This is a genomic window from Streptomyces sp. NPDC017993 (assembly GCF_044328065.1).
In the GTDB taxonomy this organism is placed as follows: domain Bacteria; phylum Actinomycetota; class Actinomycetes; order Streptomycetales; family Streptomycetaceae; genus Streptomyces.
Genome location: NZ_JBIRGO010000014.1, coordinates 105089 through 128887, shown reverse-complemented (window position 1 = coordinate 128887; position 23799 = coordinate 105089). Strand labels below are relative to the sequence as shown.

Sequence of the window (23799 nt, the reverse complement as noted above, 5' to 3'; positions counted from 1 at the left end):
CGGCCCGGTTCGTAGGCATCCATGCCATACGGGACCTATCCCTACGCATCACACCGCAGGCGAACGGCCCGCCACCCTAACGACTACTCCGGCAGCCGCAGTTCCAGGTCGGCGCGCGGCGTCACACCCTCACGACCGACCGCCGACAGCAGCTCGGCGACCACGCCGCGCCCGGGAACCTCGGCCTCCGGGTCGATGTCGTACCAGGGCACGAGCACGAACGCGCGCTCATGGGCCCGCGGGTGCGGCAGCGTCAGCTGCGGGTCGTCGGACACCACGTCCTGATAGGCCAGGATGTCGACGTCGATCGTGCGCGGCCCCCACCGCTCGTCGCGCACCCGCTCGAAGGCTTCCTCGATCGCGTGCCCGCGCTCCAGGAGCGAGGACGGCGGCAGCGTCGTCTTGATCAGCACCACGGCGTTGAAATAGGAGGGCTGCGAGCCAGCCTCGACGCCCCACGGCTCGGTCTCGTAGACCGGGGAGACCGCCTTGACCCGCAGACCGGGGGTGTCCTCCAGGGCGTCGACGGCACCCTGCAGCGTCTCCAGGCGGTTGCCGAGATTGCTGCCGAGCGAGATCACGGCGCGTTTGGGATTGGAGAGCGTCACATCCGCGGCGTCCACTCGCTCCACCACGGAGGCGGGCACCGGCTGTACGGTCGGGTCACTGCTGGTGTTCATACTCGGCTCCGGGTGATGGTGATGGTCACGTCGTCGAAGGGCACGGTGATCGGGGCATCCGGCTTGTGCACCACCACCTCCACCTCCTGCACGCCCTCGTTCTTCAGGCACTGCGCGGCGATCCGCTCGGCGAGGGTCTCGATGAGGTCGACCGGCTCCCCCTCGACGACGGCCACCACCTCCTCGGCCACAACGCCGTAGTGCACGGTCTTCGCGAGATCATCGGTCGCCGCTGCCGGCCGGGTGTCCAGGCTCAGCACGAGGTCCACGATGAAGGTCTGGCCTTCCTCGCGCTCCCGGGGAAAAACCCCGTGGTGCCCTCGGGCCTTAAGCCCGCGCAGCGCGACACGATCCACGCGAATCACTCCCACTGGTTCACTGGCACCCCTGGCGCCACTGCTGATCGGATTCCGGCGCGCGCGCCGGACTGCTCCGGCAACACCGCCCTGTCGTCGAATCTACCTGCGAGCACCGACAGTGCTCCCCCACGGGGGCTATGGACAAGCCCCCGTACTACTGCTAGCCGACCGGGGAAGTCATCCGCGCGGCCTCTTACCCCTGCCCCCGCTCCCCACCCCTACCCCTGCCGCACTTGGCTCGAACGGGTGCGCCTCGGCCACCCCGCTGACGCCCGCCGCTGACGTCCGCCGGGACGGCTACCGGGACGTCCGCCGGTGACGTCCCGCGCCGGCTTCGCGCCCGGCGGCTCCGCCCACGGGAGCACGCCTCGGGCCGCCCGCGCGGGACCGGCGGGCCACGCGCGCTCGCGCGGCCCGCCCACGCTCAGACCCCGCCGGGCGCCCCTCCGCCTACCGGGCCGTCGTCGTCGCCGTCCTCGTCGTCGTCGCCGTCTTCCTCGTCATCGCGGTCCGCCAGCACCGGCGAGCCGTGGTGCGACCACACCCGCCAGCCGTCCTCCGTACGCCGGAAGACATTGGTCGCCACGACCAGCTGGCCGATGAGCGGCCCCACCGAGCCGTCGTCCTCGGCGGGTCCGCCACTGAGGATGTTCTCAGTGCAGGTCACCAGCGCCGTGTCGCCGACGACATCGATCTCCACATCCGTGAGGAAGAACTGGATGTACTCGGTGTTCGCCATGATCAGGGCGTACGAGCGGAGCACCTCACCGCGCCCGCGCAACACCGGCCACCCCGGGTGGACGACGCTCACCTCACCATCCAGCCACAGCCCGGACAGCGCCTCGTGATCGCCTTGCTCGATGGTCTCGTACAGGGTCGTGTTCGCCTGCTCGACCAGCTCGATGTCCGTCCGTGGGCCCAAGCCGCTCACACCGTTCCCGTCGGGTTCGCCGTCATATCGTTCGTTTCTGCCGTACTGCTCATATCGCCTGTTGCGCGTGAATCACTCATATCGGCCGTACCGGCCGCCTCTTCCACGGCGCGCGCCACCCGCACCGCATCCGCGCTCGCCCTGACCTCGTGCACCCGCACCGCCCAGGCCCCCTCTCGTGCCACCATCGCCGACACCGCAGCCGTCGCGGCGTCCCGCTCGCGGGCCGGCGGCGGGGCGGCTCCCTCGTGCCCTGCCAGCACCCTGCCCAGGAAGCGTTTCCTCGATGCGGCCACCAGCAACGGCCTGCCCAGCGCCCGCAGCCGCGCCAGCTGCGCGACCAGCGCCAGGTCGTGCGCGGCGCCCTTGGCGAAACCGAGTCCCGGGTCGATGACGATCCGCGCCGGGTCGACGCCGCCGGACACGGCCCGCTCCATGCTCTGCCCGAGCTCGTCGACGACCTCCGCGACCACGTCGGCGTAGACGGCGCGGTCGTTCATGTCGACGGACTGCCCGCGCCAGTGCATCACGACGAACGGCACGTGGGACGCGGCCACCATCGGCACCATCGCCGGGTCCGCGTTGCCCGCGCTCACGTCGTTGACCAGCCGCGCCCCGGCCTCCACGGCCCGCTCGGCGACCGACGCGCGCATCGTGTCGACGGAGACCACGACACCGGCCGCGGCCAGCTCACGTACGACCGGGACGACCCGGCGCAGCTCCTCGGCCTCGTCCACGCGTGCGGCCCCCGGGCGGGTCGACTCACCGCCCACGTCCACCACGTCGGCCCCCTGGGCCACGAGGTCGAGCCCGTGCTTGACGGCCAACTCGGTGTCGAACCACTGACCGCCGTCCGAGAACGAATCAGGCGTGACGTTCACAACGCCCATCACCGCGCAGCGGTCCCAGTCCGGCAGTCCGGCCACCCGGCCACGCAAGGTACTCATGGCACCAGCCTAGGCCGTGTTCCGACTGGCCGGATTGCGGCCACCTGCAGCGGCGAGGCGCCTCCACGCCGGACGACGGCCGAGGGGGTGGTCCGGGCCACGGCAGTCCGCCCCGGGGGCCGGACGGGCCCTTGGCCGGCAGGCGCCGCCCCGGACTTCCGGCGCCCGTACGACGCCCCTCCCCCGGCCCTCAGGCGGCCTTCTCGATCACTGTCGCACTGGGCGCGACGGGTGCCGGGGCGTGCGCGCACGGCCGGAGTTCGGCGGGGCGCCTGCGGCGCAGGACGCGCGGCAGGCTCAGCTCCAGATAGCCCTCGGCCTGCAGCGCGGCCAGGCCGATCCGCGGGATGTCGCGGCTGTTGCGGAAGACCACGAAGCGGGGCTCCCAGCGTGGCCGGAACTTGTCGTTGAACTTGTACAGCGACTCGATCTGGTACCAGCGGGACAGAAAGATCAACATGCCGCGCCAGACCCGGAGGACCGGTCCCGCGCCGAGCTTCTCACCGCGCTCCAGCGAGGAGCGGAACACCGCGAAGTTCAGCGACACCTGTTTGACGCTCAGGTCCGGGGCCGCCTGCAGAGCGGCCACGATCAGCAGTTCGTTCATGCCTGGATCGGCACTGCGGTCGCGGCGCATCAGCTCCAGGGAGATGCCGGTGTCCCCCCACGGCACGAAGTGCTGCATCGCCTTCAAGTCCCCGTAGGGCCCGGCGTCCTCGCCCTCGGCGGGCGCACGATGCGCCGTCGCGATCACCGCGTCGCCGTCGTCCACGGCGTCGATCCGGCCCAGCGCCATGGAGAAGCCGCGTTCGGTGTCGGTGTCCCGCCAGGCGTTCGCCGCCGCCTGGATCCGCTCCAGCTCCGCCGGCTCCAGATCGCGCACCCGCCGCACCCGGGTCACGTACCCGTTGCGTTCGATGCGCTTGACCATCTGCCGTACGTTGCGCATCGCCCGGCCGGACAGTGTGAAATCGGCGACATCCACGATCGCCTCGTCGCCGAGCTCCAGCGCGTCCATACCGGTCTCCCGGGTCCACACCTGGCCGCCGGTCTCGCTGCAACCGGTCACCGCCGGCGTCCAGGAGTGCGCCCGGGCCTCCTCCATGAACCGCTCGATGGCGCCCGGCCAGGCCTCGACGTCACCGATCGGATCTCCGCTGGCCAGCATCACACCGGAGATCACCCGGTAGCAGACGGCGGCCTTGCCGGTCGGCGAGAAGACCACGCCCTTGTCGCGGCGGAGCGCGAAATAGCCGAGCGAATCCCGGCCGCCGTGCTTGTCGAGCAGCTCCCGCAGCCGCCGCTCGTCGTCATCGGTCAGCCGCGCCGCCGGGTGCTCGGGCCGGAAGGCGAGGTACGCGGTGGTGGCGACGGTCAGCAGGCCGAGCGCGCCGAGGGAGTAGCCGACGGTGTAGTCGACCCGTTGGGTGTAGGCGACCGGGCCCTCGAAGCCGAACAGGCCCCACAGCACGTGCTGCGCCCGGTCCCAGAAGGACGGCGAGCCGATGGTCTTGTGGGGGTGGGAGCTGACGACGACCATGCCGATGGCGAAGCTCACACCGCCGAGGACGACGAGATTGGCCGCCGCCTTCCAGCGGCTGCGGGGGTCCGGGAGCGCGGCGAATTCGCGCCGGTGCCACACCAGGAACACCAGCAGGGCAAGCGAGAGCGCCGCCCCGAGAACGGAGTGGCGATAGACGAGTTGAGCGGCGATACCCACGGGCAGCAGCGCCACCGCAGCCACCCACGCGCGCCGCTTGCGCCGCTTCAGCCCATGGGCCAGCAGGAGCAGCAGAATGCCGACGACGATCGACGCGGCAGCCGCCAGCGGGCTCACGGCGCCCGGCAGCACCTCGGCCATCGCATGCATGCGACTGTGCCGGAATCGTGGGAAGACCCCGGCCGCGAGGTTCAGCAGGCCGACGACCACGCCGGCCGTCCCGACGCACCGCGGCACCGATTCGGGGCGCGGACCACGGAGCCGGCGTGGCGTTCGCCACGCAACCCGCTCCGGCTTTTCGTCATCTTGCCTGTCAGACATCACTTTCCCGTCGCCCCGGTCGAGAGAACATGCGAGCCTTGTCGCAACATCTGGACTTTTTGCGCCCTGTATGACGGCGTTTCAGGGCTCGGGGTTCCCTTAGCGGCACGGATGGACCGGCCGCCCGGAAGAAAGCACCACATGGGTCTCACCAGCAAGAAAGTGCTGCTTCTTGCCGTCGTCATCGCAGTGGCACTGTTCATCCTCACCATTTGGCTCTGGCCACGCCTGTCCAAGGGAAACTGGCGCGCCGTTCTGGGCCGAATCGGTCTGCTGCTGGCCACCCAGATCTCCCTTTTCGCCTCGATCGGTCTTTTCGCCAACCATTCCTTCGGCTTCTACGCCTCCTGGGCCGACCTCTTCGGCCAGGAGCAGGCGCCCGGCGTGGTCCACAACTATGAGACCGGTCCGAACGGCACCAAGCTGAAGATGCTGGGCTCCCAGCGCGTCAGCGTCGCCGGCGGCTCCAAGCCCTCGGTCGGCGGGCGGATCGACAAGGTCCTGGTCCGCGGCGAGACGTCAAAGATCAACAGCCCCGCGTATGTCTACCTTCCGCCGCAGTACTTCCAGGCGAAGTACGCGCACCGGAAGTTCCCCGCGGCCGTGGTCCTCACCGGCTACCCGGGCACCGCCGAGGCCCTCTACAAGAAGCTGCACTTCCCACAGGCGCAGCACGACCTCGTCAAGCAGCGCAAGACGCAGCCGACCGTGCTGGTGATGATGCGCCCGACCGTCGCACCGCCCCGCGACACGGAGTGCATGGACATACCCCGTGGCCCGCAGACCGAGACGTTCTTCACCCAGGACCTGCGCAAGGACATCTCCACGCACTACCGCATAGGTGCCGAGGCCAAGAGCTGGGGCATCATCGGTGACTCCACCGGCGGCTACTGCGCGCTGAAGATGACCATGCGCCACCCCGACGCGTACTCCACGGCCGTCGGCCTCTCCGCCAACTACCGCGCGCCGCTCGACGCGACCACCGGCGACCTCTTCGGCGGGGACCGGCAGCTGGAGCGCGAGAACAACCTCCTGTGGCGCCAGCAGCACCTGCCTGCTCCGCCGGTGAACCTCCTGGTCACGAGCAGCAAGCAGGGCGAGCCGAACTACCGCCACACGCTGAGGTTCATCGAGCAGACGAAGACGCCCTCGCGCGTCGCGTCGATCATCCTGGACAGCGGCGGCCACAACTTCAACACCTGGCGCCGTGAGATCCCCGCCGCCATGGACTGGCTCGGCGACCACCTCAAGGTCTGACGCGGCGCCTCCCGAGGGCGTACGCGGCAGCCCCGAAGGGCGTCAGTGCGCCCGGGGCCGCGCAGCGTGTCACAGCGATGCAGCGCGCCCTCTCACAGCAAAAACGGCGCGCGGAAGCCCCGCACGCCGTATCCGGCCCTCGCCGCACTCCGCCGCACCGCCCCCTGGGCCGGTGCGGCGCCGTCGCTCAGCGGCCGATGATCAGGCTCATCGCCTCGGAGCGGGTCGCGGCGTCCCGCAGCTGCCCGCGGACGGCCGAGGTCAGGGTCTTGGCGCCGGGCTTGCGGATACCGCGCATCGACATGCACATGTGCTCGCACTCGATGACGACGATCACGCCGCGCGGCTCCAGGATCTGCATCAGGGAGTCGGCGATCTGTGTGGTGAGCCGCTCCTGGACCTGCGGGCGGCGCGCGTAGACATCCACCAGGCGGGCGAGCTTGGACAGGCCGGTGATCTTTCCGTCGGTGGACGGGATGTAGCCGACGTGCGCGACGCCGTGGAAGGGGACCAGGTGGTGCTCGCAGGTGGAGTACACCTCGATGTCCCTGACCAGCACCATTTCGTCGTGGCCTATGTCGAACGTCGTGGTCAGGACGTCCTTCGGCTCCTGCCAGAGGCCCGCGAAGATCTCCTTGTACGCCCTCGCCACACGGGCCGGCGTCTCCTGCAGCCCTTCTCGGTCCGGGTCCTCACCGACGGCGAGGAGCAGCTCGCGCACGGCGTTCTCGGCGCGCTTCTCGTCGAATACGCCGATGGTGCCGTCGCCGGCCAGCGTCACAGGGTCCGTCATGTGGTGCCTCGTTCCTTCTGCGCCCGCACGAATCGCGGAATGCCGCGCCCCCCAGGCTAAAACCTGGGGGGCGCGGCATTCATTCCGGGGCCGGTAAGAACCCCGGGATCAGCTCTCCGAGCGAGGTTCCTCGGGGGCTTCCGTCTTCTTCTCCGTGGAGACGGTGGCGGTCGTCACGGAGCCATTGGCAGGCGCCAGCTCCTTGGGCGACAGCACCGGCGGCCGGGTCGACGGCGTACGACGCGAGGAGCCGGTCCACGCCGGGCGGGCCGGGCGCTTCACGATGTGCTTGAAGACCTCGGCGATCTCTTCCTTGCCCAGGGTCTCCTTCTCCAGGAGCGTCAGCACGAGGTTGTCGAGGACATCGCGGTTCTCGACCAGGATCTCCCACGCCTCGTTGTGCGCGGTCTCGATGAGGGCCTTGACCTCCTCATCGACCAGCGCGGCGACCTCTTCCGAGTAGTCGCGCTGGTGACCCATCTCGCGGCCCAGGAAGGGCTCGGAGTTGTCGGTGCCGAACTTGATCGCGCCGAGCCGCTCCGTCATGCCGTACTGCGTGACCATCGCGCGGGCCGTTGCGGTGGCCTTCTCGATGTCGTTCGCAGCGCCCGTGGTCGGGTCGTGGAAGACCAGCTCCTCCGCGGCGCGCCCGCCCAGCATGTATGCCAGCTGGTCGAGCATCTCGTTGCGGGTGGTGGAGTACTTGTCCTCGTCGGGCAGGACCATGGTGTAGCCCAGGGCCCGGCCACGGGACAAGATCGTGATCTTGTGCACCGGGTCGGAGTTCGGTGAAGCCGCCGCGACCAGGGCGTGTCCGCCCTCGTGGTACGCGGTGATCTTCTTCTCCTTCTCGGACATGATCCGGGTCCGCTTCTGCGGTCCGGCCACGACACGGTCGATCGCCTCGTCCAGGAAGTGATTGTTGATCAGCTTCGCGTCGCTACGAGCCGTCAGCAGAGCGGCTTCGTTGAGGACGTTGGACAGGTCGGCACCGGTGAAGCCGGGGGTGCGCTTGGCGACGGCCGTGAGGTCGACGTCCTGCGCGACCGGCTTGCCCTTCTGGTGAACCTTGAGGATCTCCAGACGGCCCTGCATGTCCGGGCGGTCGACGGCGATCTGCCGGTCGAAACGGCCGGGGCGCAGCAGCGCCGGGTCGAGAATGTCCGGACGGTTCGTGGCGGCGATGAGGATCACGCCGCCCTTCACGTCGAAGCCGTCCATCTCGACCAGGAGCTGGTTGAGGGTCTGCTCACGCTCGTCGTGGCCACCACCGAGACCGGCACCGCGGTGCCGGCCGACGGCGTCGATCTCGTCGACGAAGACGATGGCCGGGGCGTTCGCCTTGGCCTGCTCGAAGAGGTCACGCACGCGGGAGGCACCGACACCGACGAACATCTCGACGAAGTCGGAACCGGAGATCGAGTAGAACGGGACGCCGGCCTCACCGGCGACGGCGCGGGCGAGCAGCGTCTTACCCGTTCCGGGCGGGCCGTACAGCAGCACGCCCTTGGGGATCTTGGCGCCGACGGCCTGGAACTTCGCCGGCTCCTGGAGGAACTCCTTGATCTCGTGGAGTTCCTCGACCGCTTCGTCGGCCCCCGCGACGTCGGTGAACGTCGTCTTGGGGGTGTCCTTGGTGATCAGCTTCGCCTTCGACTTCCCGAACTGCATCACCCGGGAGCCGCCGCCCTGCATCTGATTCATCAGGAACAGGAAGACGACCACGATGAGCACGAAGGGGAGCAGCGACAGCAGCACACCGACGAACGGGTTCTGCTTCGACGGGGAGACGGTGTACCCGTCCTTGATCTCGTCGGTCTGGTATTTGGCTTGCAGGTTCTTCGCCAGATCGACGCCTTGGTCGCCGATGTAGCTCGCCTGGATCTTGTTGGAACCATCGATCTTGTTGTCGCCCGACAACTCGACCTTGATCTTGTTCTCGTCACCGGTCGTCAGCTCGGCGGATTTCACCTTGTTGTCAGCGATCGCCTTGACGACCTGACCGGTGTCCACCGTCTTGTAGCCGCCGGACGAGCCGACGACCTGCATCAACACGACCACGGCGAGGACGGCCAGCACGATCCACATGACCGGCCCACGGAAGTATCGCTTCACGTCCATCCATACGGAGCCGCTGAGGCCCCGTCCCTCCTGCCACAGTGAGGCACAACAGCCCTGTGGAGAGCTGGTCGTGCGTACGGTGTATTACTGGCCCGAAAAAGGACTGCCTTCGGACGGTACCCCAGCATTGTCACCCGACGACGCCGCCCACGGTTAACAATCCCGCCTTCCCCTGCTCCAACGGCGGGAAACCCCAGGGGGTTCCCGCCCGGCGTCAGTGGTCGGTCCGGGCCCTCGTCCGGCCACGGCGGCCGGCGAGCGGGTGGTGCTTCCTCAGCCGCCGTAGACGTGCGGCGCGAGGGTGCCGACGAACGGCAGATTGCGGTACTTCTCCGCGAAGTCCAGGCCGTAGCCGACGACGAACTCGTTGGGGATGTCGAAGCCGATCCACTTCACGTCGATGGCGACCTTGGCCGCTTCCGGCTTGCGCAGCAGGGTGCAGACCTCCAGGGAGGCCGGCTCGCGCGAGCCGAGGTTGGACAGCAGCCACGACAGGGTCAGGCCCGAGTCGATGATGTCCTCGACGATCAGGACGTGCTTGCCCTTGATGTCGGTGTCGAGGTCCTTGAGGATGCGGACCACGCCGGAGGACTGGGTGCCCGCGCCGTAGGAGGACACGGCCATCCAGTCCATCGTGACGGGGGTGGACAGCGCGCGCGCCAGATCCGCCATCACCATCACGGCGCCCTTCAGGACGCCGACGATGAGCAGGTCCTTGCCCGCGTACTCCGCGTCGATCTTCGCGGCCAGCTCGCCCAGCTTCGCGTCGATCTCTTCTTTGGTGATGAGTACCGACTGAAGGTCGGAGCCCATGTCCTTGTCGTCCACCCGTGCCACTCTCGCTCAGTTCGGTGTTCATGTCAGTCGTGAGACTCATGAAGCGGGGCGGCGCCTCGGTGTCCCGCGACTCAGCCCTGCCGAATGACCAGTCTGCCACCCTGCCGTCGCACACCTACTCGCCCGGGGAGGTTGATGGCTCCCTGTCCCCGCCAGGCGGTGATCAGCCGGTCGACTTCTTCGATGTGGCGGGCGAAGAGTGAACCTGCTGGTGCGCCCGCGCTGATGGCGGCCCTTCGCAGCACTCGACGGCGTACCGCGGGGGGCAGCGCGAAGAGGGCGGCGACATCCAGGGAGCCGCTGTCGTCGAGCACGTTGCCCTCGGCGTCGGCGGCCCAGGCGTCCAGGGCGTCGGCGTCGTCACGAGAGAGCTGGGCGGTCCGGGCGAGCGCCTCGACGACCCCTTTGCCGAGCGCTTTCTCCAGCGCGGGCAGCCCTTCGTGGCGCAGGCGCGAGCGGGTGTAGGCGGGGTCGGTGTTGTGCGGGTCGTCCCAGACGGGCAGGGCCTGGATGAGACATGCCTTACGGGCGGTCTGGCGGTCCACGTCCAGGAAGGGGCGGCGGTAGCGGCCGTCCCGTCCGGCGGTCGCGGCCATACCGGAGAGCGAGCGGGTGCCGGACCCGCGAGCGAGACCGAGCAGCACGGTCTCCGCCTGGTCGTCGCGGGTGTGGCCGAGCAGGACCGCGGCGGCGCCGAGCCGTTCGGCCGCGGCGTCGAGGGCGGCGTAGCGGGCGTCGCGGGCCGCGGCTTCCGGTCCGCCTTCCCGGCCCACCCGCACGGCGACGGTCTCGACCGGGTCCAGCCGCAGCGCCCGCAGTCGCAGCGCGACCTCGGCCGCACGGAGTTCGGAGCCTTCCTGGAGGCCGTGGTCGATGGTGACGCCCCCGGCGCGTACGCCCAGCTTCGGGGCCTCGAAGGCGAGGGCGGAGGCGAGCGCCATGGAGTCGGCGCCGCCGGAACAGGCGACGAGCACGAGCGGGGAGTCGTGCCGGTCCTGCGCGCAGTGATGGTTCAGTACGTCGTGGAGTACGCGGCGGACCGCCAGGCGTATCGCGGCGACCGCTGGATGGGGACCCATGTCCGTTTCCAATCGTTCAGCTGGGGAGCCTCGGGCCGTGGACGGGAAATCGTCACACAGAGTGCCTAGATGGTGACAGAGGCGAGCAGTTCCCCGAGCATTGCACGCCTATCCATGGGTCACGGTCCCTCAGACGGGTGATAGAAGGGGCGCGCTTCTGCCGAGCGGCGTGCCCAGCACACGCCGCTCGCCTACGGTGCCTAGTCCGCCTTGCGGTGCACCCGCGCGACCCAGTCCGCCGGTTTGGCGATCTCCTGTTTGGTGGGGAGGGTGTTCGGCGACGTCCAGACACGGTTGAAGCCGTCCATGCCGACCTCGTCGACGACGGCGCTGACGAACCGCTCGCCGTCGCGGTACTGGCGCAGCTTGGCGTCCAGACCGAGCAGCTTGCGCAGGGCCTGGTCAAGCCGGCCCGCGCCGCTGGCACGGCGCTTCTGGAACTTCTCGCGGATCTCGGCGACGGACGGCACGACATCGGGGCCGACGCCGTCCATCACGAAGTCGGCATGGCCTTCGAGCAGCGACATCACGGCGGTGAGACGGCCGAGGATCTCGCGCTGGGCGGGCGTCTGGACGATGTCGACGAGCGAGCGGCCGCCCTCTTCGCCCTCCTCCCCCTCCGGCTTCGCACCGGCCAGCGACTGGGCGGCTTCGCGCAGCCGCTCCAGGAGGGTGCCGGGGTCGATGTCGGTCTCGCCGAGGAACGACTGGATCTCGCCCTCGATGTGGTCACGCAGCCACGGGACGGCGGTGAACTGGGTGCGGTGGGTCTCCTCGTGGAGGCACACCCACAGCCGGAAGTCGTGCGGGTCGACCTCCAGTTCACGCTCGACGTGCACGACGTTCGGCGCGACGAGGAGCAGGCGGCCGCCCTGGGCCGCGGCGGGCAGGTCCCGCGAGGCGGGGGCGAACGTCTCGTACTGGCCCAGGACCCGGGAGGACAGGAACGACAGCAGCATGCCCAGTTCGACGCCGGTCACCTTGCCGCCGACCGCGCCGAGCACGGCGCCGCCGGGGGTCGACGAGCGACGGTCCTCCATCTTGGCCAGCAACGGCTTGAGGACGGCCCGGAAGCCGGCGACATTGGCCTTGATCCAGCCGGGCCGGTCCACGACGAGGACCGGTGTGTCATGCGGCGCCTCGCCCTCCGTGCCGGGCTGCGCCATCCGCGTGAACGCGCGGACGTGTTCCTCGGAGGACTTGGCGTGCTTGCGCAGCTCGGCGACGATCGCCCGCGCCTCGTCCCGGCTCACCTCTGGACCCGGCCGTACAAACCGGGTCGCGGTCGCAACCGCGAGATTCCAGTCGACCATCTCCGCACCACCGATGCTCGTCATGAGTTCACGGTACGTGGGCGCTCCGCTCGGGGGTAGCCGACCAGGCGGATCGCGCACGGTCCGCGTACAAACCGGCGTCGCGGACACGCCCTAGCGGCACCCGCAGTTCGCCACCGCCGAGGCGAGTCTGTCGAGGGCCCGTTGGGCGCCCTGGGCGTCGGTGGTGCCGCTCGTCATGAAGGCGAAGACCAGCAGCCTGCCATCGGCGTCGACGACACTGCCGGCCAGCGTGTTCACGCCGGTGAGCGTGCCCGTCTTGGCACGCACCGCGCCCGCGCCCGCCGTCTCGTCGGCGTAACGGCCCCTGAGCGTGCCCGTGAAGGCGGCCACCGGCAGGCCGGTGACGACCGGGCGCAGGCTGGGGTGCTCCGGTGCGGAGGCGCGCAGCAGGAGTTGCGAGAGCAGGGCCGCGGAGACCCGGTCGTCGCGGTCCAGACCGCTGCCGTCGTCGAAGACGGCGCCGTCCAGCGGCAGCCGCTGCGCCGCGAGGGCCTTGTGGACGGCTTCGCCGGCGCCGGCGAAGCTGGCGGGCTTTTTGGTGGCGAGGGCTGTCTGCCGGGCCAGTCCCTCGGCGATGTCGTTGTCGCTGTAGGTGAGCATCCGCTCGACGAGGGCGGAGAGCGGCAAGGAGCGGACCCTGGCGATCCGGTCGGCCTTCTTGGGGGCCTTGGCCCCGTCGGGCTCCCCGTCGACATCGATCCCGCGCTCGCGCAGCAGTCCGGCGAAGGCGCGGGCGGCCGCCCCCGCCGGGTCCGCGTCGCGCGGTGCGGTGCCGTGCTCGCTGTCGTCGAGCCGGGCCTCGTCGGCCATCAGGGCGGTGACCGGAGCGATGTTCTCGTTCGCGCCGATGGGGTGCTGGGACGGTCCCGAGTACGCCGAGGCGTCGTACCCGAGCGTGATCTTGGTGGTCCGGCTCTTCTTCAGGGCGCGGGCGGCCTTGTCAGCCAGGACACGCAGGCTCGCGGGCCGCTCCCCGGCTCCCGGCTCCGTCGCGCGGGCGGTGAGGGTCGGGTCGCCACCACCGACCAGGACGACGCGGTCCTCGCCGTCGCGTACGACCTCGGTGTCGATGCGGTGGTCCGCGCCGAGGACGGACAGGGCGGCGACGGCGGTGGCGAGCTTGACCGTCGAGGCGGGGGTGGTGGCCTCGTTCTGCTTGGCGCCGAAGACCTCGCGCCCCGCCGCGACGTCCACGACGGAGGCGGTGCGCAGGGGGCCGAGCGCGGGGTCCTTGAGCAGCGGCGCGAGGGCGTCGGCGAGGCCGGGTCCGGTGGGGACGGGGGCGGCGCCGCGGCCGGAGGCACCGTGCCCCGGCCCGCCGAGCGCGGGCAGCACGGGCGGTGCGCTGGGCGCGGGCCCGGCGTTCCCCGGGCTGCCCGGGCTGCCTGGGCTGCCTGGGCTGCCGTGATGCTCACCACCTGTGCCCGCTTCCGCGGCCGCTCGGGCCCGCTCGGCCGTACGCTGACCCGAGTCCCACGGACCGGTCGTCGCCACCGCGACGACCGCGACCGTCAGCCCGGTGGCGGCGGACACCGCTGTCAGCCGCCAGGTCTGCCTCGTAGTGCCCGGTGCGGACCGCCACGCATGCAGCGCGGCGTCCGACGCCGCCCGCGCCGACCGCCCCGCCGCCCGCGCGGATTGCTGCGCCGATTGCCATCTGACCTGCCATGTTCTGGTCTCCGGCACCTCGGACCAGCCCCTTTCGCCACCACACACCTGCGTGGGGGACACTTAATCACCAGACGTATGTGTTGATCATGGAGGAGCCACCCGTGGAGTTCGACGTCACCATCGAGATCCCGAAGGGTTCGCGGAACAAGTACGAGGTGGACCACGAGACCGGTCGGATCCGCCTGGACCGTCGACTCTTCACCTCGACCAGTTACCCGGCCGACTACGGCTTTGTCGAGAACACCCTGGGCGAGGACGGCGACCCGCTGGACGCCCTGGTCATCCTGGACGAGCCGACTTTCCCCGGCTGCCTCATCAAGTGCCGCGCCATCGGCATGTTCCGGATGACGGACGAGGCCGGCGGCGACGACAAGCTGCTGTGCGTGCCGGCGTCCGACCCGCGTGTGGAGCACCTTCGGGACATCCACCACGTGTCGGAGTTCGACCGCCTGGAGATCCAGCACTTCTTCGAGGTCTACAAGGACCTGGAGCCCGGCAAGTCCGTCGAGGGCGCGAACTGGGTCGGCCGCACCGAGGCCGAGGCCGAGATCGAGGCCTCGTACAAGCGCCTCGAGGCGCAGGGCGGCGCGCACTGACCCAGCGGTTCCGCGGCGCTCCGCAGTGATCGCCGCGCGCTGAGTTCCCCGCGCAGGCGCACTACGATTTTCGTACGCGAACGGGCGGCACCCACTTGGGGGTGCCGCCCGTTCGCGTGTCGCGCCCGCTGGGCCGGGCGGGTGCCCGGTGCGGAGAGCGGCCTCTAGAACCCTCGGGTGCGCTTCGCGGCGCGTCGGCCGCCCGCCACCAGTTCGACACCGGGAGCCCGCAGGAACAGCCGTGCGACCTCGCTTCCGAGGTTGACCCCGACGGCGATGGCGAGCGCCAGCGAGACCGCCTTGATCAGCGACGAGATGCCGTCGAGCAGGTTGCCCTGGGCGAAGTTGAGCAGGCCGAAGTACGTGGAACTACCGGGCAGCAGCGGGCCGATGGCCGCGGTGACGTAGGGCAGCGCCGAGGCGTAGCGGTAGCGGGAGAGCAGCTGGCCGAAGAGGCCGACAAGACCGGCCGCGATGGCGGTGGCGGGCACCGCGTTGAGCCCGGCGACGTTGTCGAGGGCGCCGTAGACGACCCAGGCGACCCCGCCGTTCAAGGTCGCGAAGGCCACGGTGTGACGTTCCTGCTGGAGCAGCACGCAGAACGCCAGCGCCAGCAGCATCGAGGCACCGATCTGCACCAGCGGCTCGTTGTACTCCGCCAGCGCCTGCTCCGGGTTGAGCCGCTGCAGGCCGGGATTCAGCTGGAGTCCGATGTAGAGCACGCTGAGCACGCCGACGACGATGCCGACGATGAGGTAGCCGACCTCCAGCAGACGGGCGGCCGCGGTGATGTAGTAGCCGGTCAGGCCGTCCTGGACGCCGGCGACCAGCGCCCGCCCCGGAATCAGCGCGAACAGCCCACCGGTGATCACCGCGGACGCCTGCACATTGGCGTGCAGCAGGCCGAAGGCGACGCCCATCGCGGCCGGCGGCATCGCCGCGACGACGAACTGGTAGAACTCCGGCAGCCCGCGGCCGGACGCGAGCCAGGCGAGGCGGTCGCCCAGCATCGAGCCCACCGCCGCCGCGATGAAGACCAGCAGCCCGCCGCCGACCAGCATGCTCGCGCCGCCGGAGAGCAGTCCGGAGGCGAGCGTCAGCCCCCAGCTCGGGTAGGGGTGGCGGTTACGGCGGATCTCGGCGAGACCGCGGTAGGCCTCTTCGAGGGTGATGCCCTCGGAGGTGATGTCGTCGACGAGCCGGAACACCGCGGACAGCCGGTTGTAGTCGACGCCGCGGCGCCGGACGGTCCTGCTGGCCGTGACCGGGTCGTCGACCAGCGACGGCTGGTAGGAGATCGAGAGCAGCGTGAAGGTGACGGTCGGCTCCACCCGCTCCAGCCCGTAGGCGTGCGCGACACCGAACATCGCGGCCTCGACGTCCTCGGCGCCCTCACCGCCGGCCAGCAGGATCTCGCCGATACGCAGGGTGAGGTCGAGCACGCGCGGTACGGCGGGCCCCGACTCGTCGGTGCGCTCGACCCGCTCGGGGACCGGCCGCTCACCGATCGGCATCCGGAGCATCGTGCGCATCCGATCCTGCCAGGGGACTTCCTTGGTGAGGCTGACGATCGGGATGCCGTGCGGCGGGGTGAAGGCGAAGCCCGCGGTGGTCGAGCCGGAAGGGCTGGGCACCGGGGTCTGGCCCGTGGTGCCCGCGGGGGGCGTGAACGCCGAACCCTCCTGCTCGGTCGGCGTCTCCGGGCGCAGCCCCTCGGGCAGCGCGAATTCGGAGGTGGGGTGCTCTTCCTCGGGCACGGGGGGATACGGCACGCCCAGCGGCGGGGTGAAGGCGCTGTGCGCCTCGTCCGACGAGGGCTTGTGTTCCTCAGGGGTGCCGGCCGGGTCCGAGGAACCCTCGCCGGGCTTACCGGTGTTGCTGATGGCGCTGCTGCCGTTCTTCGCGCTCTTAGAGCCGTTGCTGGGGGATGTCTGGTCGTTCGTGCCGTTGGTGCCGCGCTTGCCGCGCTGTGGATCCGACGCCACGTCTCCTCGCTCCTCGTACGCCTCCTGCCGACCGTCAAGGACACGATGCCTGATGACCGAATGCCGCGCTTGTTCGGGGCGTGCGTTTCCGGTGCGGCGTTCCGCCGCCCGAGGCGGGCACGGAACGCCGATGACACGGTCCGTCGTGTGCCCGGGAGAGGAGTGCGTGACACACGGCGGGAGCCGGGGCGAAGGAAACGGGGGTGTGGGGGTGAGACGCAGGCCCCGGGCAGGCGGGAAGCGGGGGAACCCGGGGCAGGCGGGACAGGCTGTCCCCAGGGAACGGGCACCGAGCCGGTGCGGCAGGAAGCCGGTGTGCAGGGGCCGGCAGGCAGGGAGCCGTTAGTCGGTGGGGGCGTGGGTGGTCGGTAGAGGCGTCGGAGTCGGGAGGCGATCCCCGGGAGCGGGGCCTCAGGGGCCCACCGCCTGCCGCGCCCTACCGCACACACGCCGTGCGGCCCCCGCGAGGGCGTCAGCGCTTGGCGTGCCGCCCGCGCCGGCCGTCGGCGCCGCCCTGCGGCCGGTCGGCAACCGGGTCCGCCGGGCCGGCCTCGCCCGCCGCGGCGTCCTTCTTGGACTTGCCGCGCGCCCGGAGGTACTCGATGGCGATCGGCACCACGGAGACCAGCACGATCAGGATCAGGATGGCTTCGATGTTCTTGTGGACGAACTCGATGTTGCCCAGGGACGCGCCGAGCAGCGTCACACCGGCACCCCACAGGGTGCCGCCGATGACGTTGAAGGTGATGAAGGAGCGGTAGTTCATCCGGCTCACGCCCGCGATGATCGGCGTGAACGTCCGCACGATCGGTACGAAGCGGGCCAGGATCAGCGACTTCGGGCCGTGCTTCTCGAAGAACTCGTGCGCCTTCTCGACGTTCTCCTGCTTGAAGAGCTTGGAGTCCGGGCGGGTGAAGAGCGACGGGCCCACCTTGCGGCCGAAGAGATAGCCCGCCTGGTCGCCCAGGACCGCGGCCAGCACGATCAGGGCGCACACCAGCCACAGCGGCTTGTCCAGCTTGTTCGTCGTCACCAGCAGGCCGGTGGTGAACAGCAGCGAGTCGCCCGGCAGGAAGAAACCGATCAGCAGGCCGGACTCCGCGAAGACGATGACCAGGACGCCGATCAGGCCGAACGTCGCGATCAGGTAGTCCGGGTCCAGCCACTGGGGGCCGAGCGCGAGAGTATTCACGGGGTGAAGGCTCCTGGGTCGAGGGCGCCGGATCGTGCGGTGCGACGGGTGCAGGCGCAGGGTGCGGCCCAAAGCTATCAACGCCGGGCGACGCCCCTTGGTTCCAGTCGGCCTCCCGCGCTCCGTGGCACGCCGGGGTGTCGTACGCCACTCGGGCGGCCCGCCGCCCACGCGCCGCCACCCGCTCGCCGCCGGCCGCTGGCCGGGCCCGCCGGTCCGGGTGATCCTGGCGCCAAGGAGGTGCGCGCCATGAGCATCGAGGACTACGGCGGCGGACAGTCACAGTCCGACGTCCTGGTGGTCACCACGAACGATGTCCCCGGCTACGCGGTCCAGCGGGTGATCGGTGAGGTCTTCGGCCTGACGGTGCGCTCCCGGCACGTCGGCAGCCAGATCGGCGCGGGCCTGAAGTCGATGATCGGCGGAGAGTTGAAGGGCCTGACCAAGACGCTGGTGGAGACCCGCAACCAGGCGATGGACCGGCTCATCGAGCAGGCCCGCTCGCGTGGTGCGAACGCGGTGCTGATGTTCCGCTTCGACGTCACCGAGGCGGCCGACGTCGGCACGGAAGTGTGCGCCTACGGCACGGCCGTGGTGATCGCCCCCAAGAGCTGAGCCGCGGCGCCGCGGTACGGGCCGGGGCGCACCCGGCCCGTACCGGATCACACCCGGCGCACGGCGTTGGCCAGAATCGCGTCGCGCAGGTAGCGGGCCAGGCCCGTCCTGATCGCCTCGTAGGTGGCCGTGAACCGCTCGTCCGCGACATACATCTCGCCGAGCCCGGTGTGGATCTCGTACGTGCAGTCGTAATAGGCGCCGCAGATGACCTGCCGGTGCTCCTCCGCGACGTCCGTCGCCGCCTCGGAATCCGCCGCCACGCCCTGGTCGAGCAGGTCCGCCATGCGGCGGTGGACGGCGTCGAGTTCCGCCGTCAGCCGCTGCCAGTCCTCCTTGGTGTAGGCGGCCGTCCGGCGCCGCGACTCCTTGTAGGCGTCGGTTTCGCCCCAGCGGCGCTCGGCCTCCTCCGCGTACTGGTCGGGGTCGAAGTCACCGAAGACCTCGAACTTCTCCTCGGGTGTGAGCCGAACCTTCATCCTTCGTGCCTCCATCGCGCGTTCGACGGCGGCGGCCATCTCCTGGAGTCTGCCGATCCGGGCGCTCAGCAGCTCGTGCTGACGCCGCAGGTGCTCCTGCGGATCCGCATCGGGGTCGTCCACAAGTGCCGCGACCTCGTCGAGCGGAAAGCCCAGCTCCCGGTAGAACAGGATCTGCTGCAGCCGGTCCAGATCGGCGTCGGCGTAGCGCCGGTGACCTGCGTGGTTGCGCGCGCCCGGCACCAGTAGCCCGATCTCGTCGTAATGGTGCAGGGTGCGCACCGTGACGCCGGAGAACCCGGCGACCTGCCCTACCGAATAGCTCACTTCCGCTCCTTTTCCGGTACGCACGCCACGATGTGTCCTCACGTCACGTGAGGTGCAAGTCCGGATGCTGAAAGCCGGGTGAAGGGGGCGGGCCCGGGATGACATCCTGCCGCGCATGCTGGGAATAACGGATCTGTCCACCTATCTGGTGGGGCTCGCGCTGATCATTCTGCTGCCGGGGCCGAACTCGCTGTACGTCGTCTCGGTGGCGGCGCGGCGCGGTCCGCGCGTGGCGTACCGGGCGGCGGCGGGGGTGCTGTGCGGTGACACCGTGCTCATGACGCTCTCCGCGGGCGGGGTGGCGTCGCTGCTGCAGACCAGCCCGGTGCTCTTCGCGATCGTGAAGTTTGCCGGTGCGGGTTATCTGACCTGGCTGGCGGTCGGCATGCTGCGCGGCGCCTGGTCCCTGTGGCGCGGCCGCGAGGCTCGCCGGGCGGCCCGTGGCGACGAGGGCGCCGAGCGGCCCGCGGGGGCGAAGGAGGCAGTCGAGCGGCCCTACCGCAGGGCGCTGGTGGTCTCGCTGCTCAACCCGAAGGCGATCCTCTTCTTCATCTCCTTCTTCGTGCAGTTCGTGGACCCGTCCTACGCGCACCCGGTGCTGTCGTTCCTGGCGCTGGGCGCCTGGGCGCAGCTGTTCAGCCTCACGTACCTGTCGATCCTGATCTTCAGCGGGACGTTCCTGGCCGCGACCTTCCGGCGCCGCCGGCGTCTGTCGGCCGGCCTGTCGGCGGGCGCCGGGGCGGCGTTCCTCGGCTTCGCGGCGAAGCTGTCGATGGCCGGACCGGGCTGAGCCCGGCCCCGGCGGTCGCCTACGGGCGGGGAAGTGGCCCCCACGGGCCCTCCCCGCCCGTTTGCCTTCCCCCGGCCGCCCTCTGGAGGCTCCACCCTCTTTGTCCCCTTATCGTCGGGATTCAGGAGGTGTGCCGATGCCCGTGCATGACGTGAACGTCGCCGTCATCTACTACTCGTCGACGGGCACCGTGGCCGAGCTCGCCCGGCTCATCGCCGACGCCGCCGAGCACGCGGGCGCCGACGTACGGCTGCGCAGGACCGCGGAACTCGCTCCCCAGACCGTCATCGACGCCTATCCGGCCTGGGCGGCGAACGCCACCGCGACCGCCGACATCATGGAGGCCACCCCGGAGGACATGCTCTGGGCGGACGCCGTGATCTTCGGATCGCCGACCCGCTTCGGCAATGTGACCGCTCAGCTCAAGCAGTTCCTCGACACCCTGGGCGGCCTCTGGCGACACGGCCAACTGGCCGACAAGGTCTACAGCGGCTTCACCGCGAGCGCCACCCCGCACGGCGGCCAGGAGTCCACACTGCTGGCGCTCTACCAGACCATCCACCACTTCGGCGGCATCCTCGTCACGCCCGGCTACACCGACCCGGCGAAGTACACCGACGGCAATCCGTACGGCACCTCGCACACCGGCGGCCCCGACACCCCGGTCGACGACGACGCGCGCACCGCTGCCCGGATCCAGGCGGCCCGCGTGGTGAAGTTCACCAAAGCCATCAAATCCGGCCTCGCGCAGGCCGGCTGAGGAACAGGCGGCCAGATGACGCTCCACAAAGGCGGTTCCGGCACCGGCCGGCCGGCCACCGGACGCCCGGTCAATCCCTTCTACGGCGAGGCCGATCCGGTCTCCGGCATGACCGAGGCACCCCCGTGGCACAAGCTGCCCGACGGACCGGTCTCCCCGCACACCGCCTATCAGTTCGTGCACGACGAGCTGATGCTCGACGGCAACTCCCGGCTCAACCTGGCGACGTTCGTCACCACCTGGATGGAGCCGCAGGCGGGCGTCCTGATGGCCGAGTGCCGGGACAAGAACATGATCGACAAGGACGAGTACCCACGCACCGCGGAGCTGGAGAACCGGTGCGTGGCGATGCTCGCCGACCTGTGGCACGCACCCGACCCGGCGAAGGCCGTCGGCTGCTCGACGACCGGCTCGAGCGAGGCGTGCATGCTCGCGGGGATGGCGCTCAAACGACGCTGGATGCGACGCAACCAGGACCGCTATCCCACCGCCCGGCCGAACCTCGTGATGGGCACCAACGTCCAGGTCTGCTGGGAGAAGTTCTGCAACTTCTGGGAGGTCGAGGCACGCCTGGTCCCGATGGACGGCGATCGCTTCCACCTCGACGCGGCATCCGCCGCCGAGCTGTGCGACGAGAACACCATCGGCGTGGTGGCGATCCTCGGCTCGACCTTCGACGGATCCTACGAGCCGGTGGCCGAGATCTGCGCCGCCCTGGACGAGATCCAGGAACACCGCGGCTGGGACATCCCGGTCCATGTGGACGGCGCGTCCGGCGCCATGATCGCGCCGTTCCTCGACCCGGATCTGGAGTGGGACTTCCGGCTGCCGCGGGTCGCCTCCATCAACACCTCGGGCCACAAGTACGGCCTGGTCTACCCGGGCGTCGGCTGGGCCCTGTGGCGCGACCAGGAGTCGCTGCCCGAGGAACTGGTCTTCCGCGTCAACTACCTGGGCGGCGACATGCCGACCTTCGCGCTCAACTTCTCCCGCCCGGGCGCCCAGGTCGCCGCCCAGTACTACACGTTCCTGCGGCTGGGCCGGGCCGGCTTCCGTGCCGTACAGCAGGTGACCCGGGACGTGGCCCGGTCCATGGCGGAGCGGATCGGCGCCCTGGGGGACTTCCGGCTGCTCACCCACGGCGACCAGCTGCCGGTCTTCGCCTTCACCACCGCCGACGACGTCACCGCCTACGACGTCTTCGACGTGTCCCGGCGGATGAAGGAGCGGGGCTGGCTGATTCCCGCCTACACCTTCCCGCCGCACCGCGAGGACCTGTCCGTGCTGCGGGTCGTCTGCCGCAACGGCTTCTCCCACGACCTCGCCGACATGTTCCTCAAGGACCTGGAGGAACTGCTGACCGAACTCCGGCGCCAGACCGGGCCGTTGGAGCGTCCGGCGAACGTGGCCACCGCCTTCCACCACTGACGGCCGCCGCCCCCACCCGTACCGGTGCGCGGAGCAATACGGACTCCCTCGCAAGCGAGCCCGCGCAGCCCGGCTCTCAGCGCCCGGCCAACCGGCCCTGCGCCCCGCCGGCGCTCACCGCGCCCGCTCACCGGGCTCGGCGCCCCGCTCCTCGCCGCCGGTCTGCTCCTCGCAGGTCCGCTCGCCGCCCGACCGGCCGGGCGCCTTCGTCGCGTACGGGTTCGCCACGCCGTCCGGGAGCACGCCGACGAACGGCTCCCCCTCGCCCGCGAAGACATACGCCCCGCCCTCGATCCGCTCGATCAGGCCACGCGTCCACGCGGCTCCGCTGTCCGCGGAGTGCACCCACATGTCCATGATCTCGCCGATGTGGCCGAGCTGTCCCGGCCCCTCCTCGGGCGTGTAGTACTCGGTGACCGTGCCCCGCCACTCCTCCAGCGCCCGCACCCGCTCCCCGAGCAGCGCCACCGCCTCGGCCCGCGGCAGGTCGACGAGGAAGCCGATGCCCGCGCTGAGCACATCGACCTTCTGATCGTGCTGGGAGAGCGCCGCGCGCAGCAGCGTGAAGAACTCGGTCTCGCCCGCCGCGGTCACCTCGTACTCGGTGCGCGGCGGGCCTCCCGCGGTGCTCGGCGCGGTGTCGTGCGCGAGCAGCAGCCCGTGCTTCGCCAGCTGCTTGAGCGCGTGGTAGATCGAGCCCGGCTTGGCGTTGGACCATTCGTCGGCGCCCCAGTACTCCAGGTCGTTGCGCACCTGGTAGCCGTGCGCCCGCCCGTGCTGCCGCACGGCACCGAGTACCAACAGCCGGATCGCCGACATCGTCCCCTCAACCCCTCACACGCGCTGCCGCACCCGTGTGCGGCCGGTGCCGTCAGCCTAGACGGGTGAGGCTATTCAATTTTGACTAACTTCGCCGGCATCCGGGCCTTCGGCCGGCGGAAGCCCCGCGGGGTCACGCGGAAGGCGGCCCCGCGGCGCCGGGGAAGCGCGCTATCCCTGCCCGCCCTGCCGCGCCTTCTGCTCCTCAGCGACCAGGACGAAAGCGGTCTCGCCGTCCAGGGACTCGCGGAGGATGTCAGCGTGCCCGGCGTGCCGGGCCGTCTCCTCGATCAGGTGCAGGACGAGCCAGCGCATCGACTGCTGCGCCTCCGGCGGGTACCAGGGCGCCGACGGGAGCGGGAAGGTGTCGTTCAGGCTCGGCACGGAGCGGACGAACTTCTCGGTCCGCCGCGCGACCGCCTCCCAGAACTCCAGCACGCTCTGCAGCGTCTCGCCGTCCTCCAGCGCGAAGCTCAGGTGCCAGGTCTCCTCGGTCCGCGCGATGGAGTGCGGCAGCTCCTGCGCGGTCTCCACCCAGCCCTGCTCGGTCTCCGCGACGTGCTTGAGGAGACCCGCGAGCGTCAGCTCACTGGCGCTGGGCCGCTGCCTCGCCTGCTCGTCGGTCAGACCGAGCACCGCGCGCCGCAGGCCGCCGCGCTGCGCCTCCAGGAAAGCCAGGAGCGCGCCGCGCTCGTCGCCATGGGCCTCTGCAAGAACGTGAGTGGGCATTGAGATCCACCTTTCGTGACATCCCC

Annotated in this window: 22 protein-coding genes; 6 read left to right on the top strand and 16 right to left on the bottom strand. The window is 70.4% G+C overall.

Annotated features, from left to right (window positions below; genetic code table 11):
• Window positions 1–83 precede the first annotated feature (83 nt).
• The 5 genes from folK to ACH4FH_RS25290 all read right to left on the bottom strand — a co-directional run bounded on the left by folK (window position 84) and on the right by ACH4FH_RS25290 (window position 4958).
• Window positions 84–680: a 2-amino-4-hydroxy-6-hydroxymethyldihydropteridine diphosphokinase gene (gene folK, locus ACH4FH_RS25310; RefSeq protein WP_398558169.1), complete on the bottom strand. Its 597-nt coding sequence runs from the start codon at window positions 678–680 to the stop codon at window positions 84–86.
• Window positions 677–1036: a dihydroneopterin aldolase gene (gene folB, locus ACH4FH_RS25305; protein WP_398558168.1), complete on the bottom strand. Its 360-nt coding sequence runs from the start codon at window positions 1034–1036 to the stop codon at window positions 677–679. Before folB ends, folK begins: the two co-directional genes overlap by 4 nt.
• Before the next feature lie 427 nt (window positions 1037–1463).
• The gene (locus ACH4FH_RS25300; RefSeq protein WP_398558167.1) at window positions 1464–1961 is read right to left on the bottom strand and encodes a nuclear transport factor 2 family protein; all 498 of its coding nucleotides are present in this window, start codon (window positions 1959–1961) and stop codon (window positions 1464–1466) included.
• Window positions 1962–1966: 5 nt separating this feature from the next.
• Window positions 1967–2917 carry a dihydropteroate synthase gene (gene folP / locus ACH4FH_RS25295; protein ID WP_398558166.1) on the bottom strand — a complete coding sequence of 317 codons (951 nt, stop codon included), beginning with the start codon at window positions 2915–2917 and terminating at the stop codon, window positions 1967–1969.
• Window positions 2918–3107: 190 nt separating this feature from the next.
• Window positions 3108–4958, bottom strand: coding sequence for a phosphatidylglycerol lysyltransferase domain-containing protein (locus ACH4FH_RS25290; RefSeq protein ID WP_398558165.1), 1851 nt, complete (start codon window positions 4956–4958; stop codon window positions 3108–3110).
• 141 nt (window positions 4959–5099) lie between these two features.
• Here ACH4FH_RS25290 and ACH4FH_RS25285 point away from each other — a divergent pair, with 141 nt between their 5' ends.
• The gene (locus ACH4FH_RS25285; RefSeq protein WP_398558164.1) at window positions 5100–6215 is read left to right on the top strand and encodes an alpha/beta hydrolase; all 1116 of its coding nucleotides are present in this window, start codon (window positions 5100–5102) and stop codon (window positions 6213–6215) included.
• Window positions 6216–6402: 187 nt separating this feature from the next.
• Here ACH4FH_RS25285 and folE read toward each other — a convergent pair whose 3' ends face one another.
• The 6 genes from folE to dacB form a co-directional block, all read right to left on the bottom strand.
• Complete coding sequence (gene folE / locus ACH4FH_RS25280) at window positions 6403–7008, bottom strand: GTP cyclohydrolase I FolE (protein ID WP_398558163.1); 606 nt, start codon at window positions 7006–7008, stop codon at window positions 6403–6405.
• A 108-nt stretch (window positions 7009–7116) separates the two neighbouring features.
• Window positions 7117–9129: an ATP-dependent zinc metalloprotease FtsH gene (gene ftsH / locus ACH4FH_RS25275; protein WP_398558162.1), complete on the bottom strand. Its 2013-nt coding sequence runs from the start codon at window positions 9127–9129 to the stop codon at window positions 7117–7119.
• Window positions 9130–9402: 273 nt separating this feature from the next.
• Window positions 9403–9942 (bottom strand): hypoxanthine phosphoribosyltransferase, encoded by a 540-nt coding sequence (gene hpt, locus ACH4FH_RS25270; RefSeq protein ID WP_393896572.1) that lies wholly within the window; start codon window positions 9940–9942, stop codon window positions 9403–9405.
• A gap of 95 nt (window positions 9943–10037) precedes the next feature.
• Window positions 10038–11045, bottom strand: coding sequence for a tRNA lysidine(34) synthetase TilS (gene tilS, locus ACH4FH_RS25265; RefSeq protein WP_398558161.1), 1008 nt, complete (start codon window positions 11043–11045; stop codon window positions 10038–10040).
• Between the two features lie 200 nt (window positions 11046–11245).
• The gene (locus tag ACH4FH_RS25260) at window positions 11246–12382 is read right to left on the bottom strand and encodes a zinc-dependent metalloprotease (protein ID WP_398558160.1); all 1137 of its coding nucleotides are present in this window, start codon (window positions 12380–12382) and stop codon (window positions 11246–11248) included.
• A 90-nt stretch (window positions 12383–12472) separates the two neighbouring features.
• Entirely contained in the window at window positions 12473–14068 is a 1596-nt protein-coding gene (gene dacB, locus ACH4FH_RS25255) for a D-alanyl-D-alanine carboxypeptidase/D-alanyl-D-alanine-endopeptidase (RefSeq protein ID WP_398558159.1), read from the bottom strand.
• Window positions 14069–14154: 86 nt separating this feature from the next.
• On the opposite strand from dacB, the gene ACH4FH_RS25250 reads away from it, so the two are divergent.
• Window positions 14155–14649, top strand: a complete 495-nt coding sequence (locus tag ACH4FH_RS25250; RefSeq protein ID WP_108151010.1) for an inorganic diphosphatase — start codon at window positions 14155–14157, stop codon at window positions 14647–14649.
• A 164-nt stretch (window positions 14650–14813) separates the two neighbouring features.
• Here the strand turns inward: ACH4FH_RS25250 and ACH4FH_RS25245 are convergent, their stop codons facing one another.
• Together ACH4FH_RS25245 and ACH4FH_RS25240 are read right to left on the bottom strand one after the other, a co-directional pair.
• Window positions 14814–16532: a threonine/serine exporter family protein gene (locus ACH4FH_RS25245; RefSeq protein ID WP_398558278.1), complete on the bottom strand. Its 1719-nt coding sequence runs from the start codon at window positions 16530–16532 to the stop codon at window positions 14814–14816.
• A 574-nt stretch (window positions 16533–17106) separates the two neighbouring features.
• Window positions 17107–17826, bottom strand: coding sequence for a DedA family protein (locus ACH4FH_RS25240; RefSeq protein ID WP_398558158.1), 720 nt, complete (start codon window positions 17824–17826; stop codon window positions 17107–17109).
• Window positions 17827–18075: 249 nt separating this feature from the next.
• On the opposite strand from ACH4FH_RS25240, the gene ACH4FH_RS25235 reads away from it, so the two are divergent.
• A complete protein-coding gene (locus ACH4FH_RS25235) occupies window positions 18076–18441 on the top strand; it encodes a YbjQ family protein (RefSeq protein ID WP_398558157.1) in 366 nt (121 codons plus the stop codon).
• Between the two features lie 47 nt (window positions 18442–18488).
• Here the strand turns inward: ACH4FH_RS25235 and ACH4FH_RS25230 are convergent, their stop codons facing one another.
• On the bottom strand, window positions 18489–19247 hold the full coding sequence (locus tag ACH4FH_RS25230; RefSeq protein WP_398558156.1) for a MerR family transcriptional regulator: 759 nt from the start codon (window positions 19245–19247) through the stop codon (window positions 18489–18491).
• 115 nt (window positions 19248–19362) lie between these two features.
• Between ACH4FH_RS25230 and leuE the strand changes: the two genes are divergently transcribed.
• The 3 genes from leuE to ACH4FH_RS25215 all read left to right on the top strand — a co-directional run bounded on the left by leuE (window position 19363) and on the right by ACH4FH_RS25215 (window position 22225).
• Window positions 19363–20037, top strand: coding sequence for a leucine efflux protein LeuE (gene leuE, locus ACH4FH_RS25225; protein WP_398558155.1), 675 nt, complete (start codon window positions 19363–19365; stop codon window positions 20035–20037).
• 136 nt (window positions 20038–20173) lie between these two features.
• On the top strand, window positions 20174–20797 hold the full coding sequence (gene wrbA, locus ACH4FH_RS25220) for an NAD(P)H:quinone oxidoreductase (RefSeq protein ID WP_398558154.1): 624 nt from the start codon (window positions 20174–20176) through the stop codon (window positions 20795–20797).
• 15 nt (window positions 20798–20812) lie between these two features.
• Window positions 20813–22225, top strand: coding sequence for a glutamate decarboxylase (locus tag ACH4FH_RS25215; protein ID WP_398558153.1), 1413 nt, complete (start codon window positions 20813–20815; stop codon window positions 22223–22225).
• 114 nt (window positions 22226–22339) lie between these two features.
• Here ACH4FH_RS25215 and ACH4FH_RS25210 read toward each other — a convergent pair whose 3' ends face one another.
• Both ACH4FH_RS25210 and ACH4FH_RS25205 read right to left on the bottom strand, forming a co-directional pair.
• Window positions 22340–23044, bottom strand: a complete 705-nt coding sequence (locus ACH4FH_RS25210; RefSeq protein WP_398558152.1) for a PadR family transcriptional regulator — start codon at window positions 23042–23044, stop codon at window positions 22340–22342.
• A 171-nt stretch (window positions 23045–23215) separates the two neighbouring features.
• Complete coding sequence (locus ACH4FH_RS25205; RefSeq protein ID WP_398558151.1) at window positions 23216–23773, bottom strand: DinB family protein; 558 nt, start codon at window positions 23771–23773, stop codon at window positions 23216–23218.
• Between the last annotated feature and the right edge of the window lie 26 nt (window positions 23774–23799).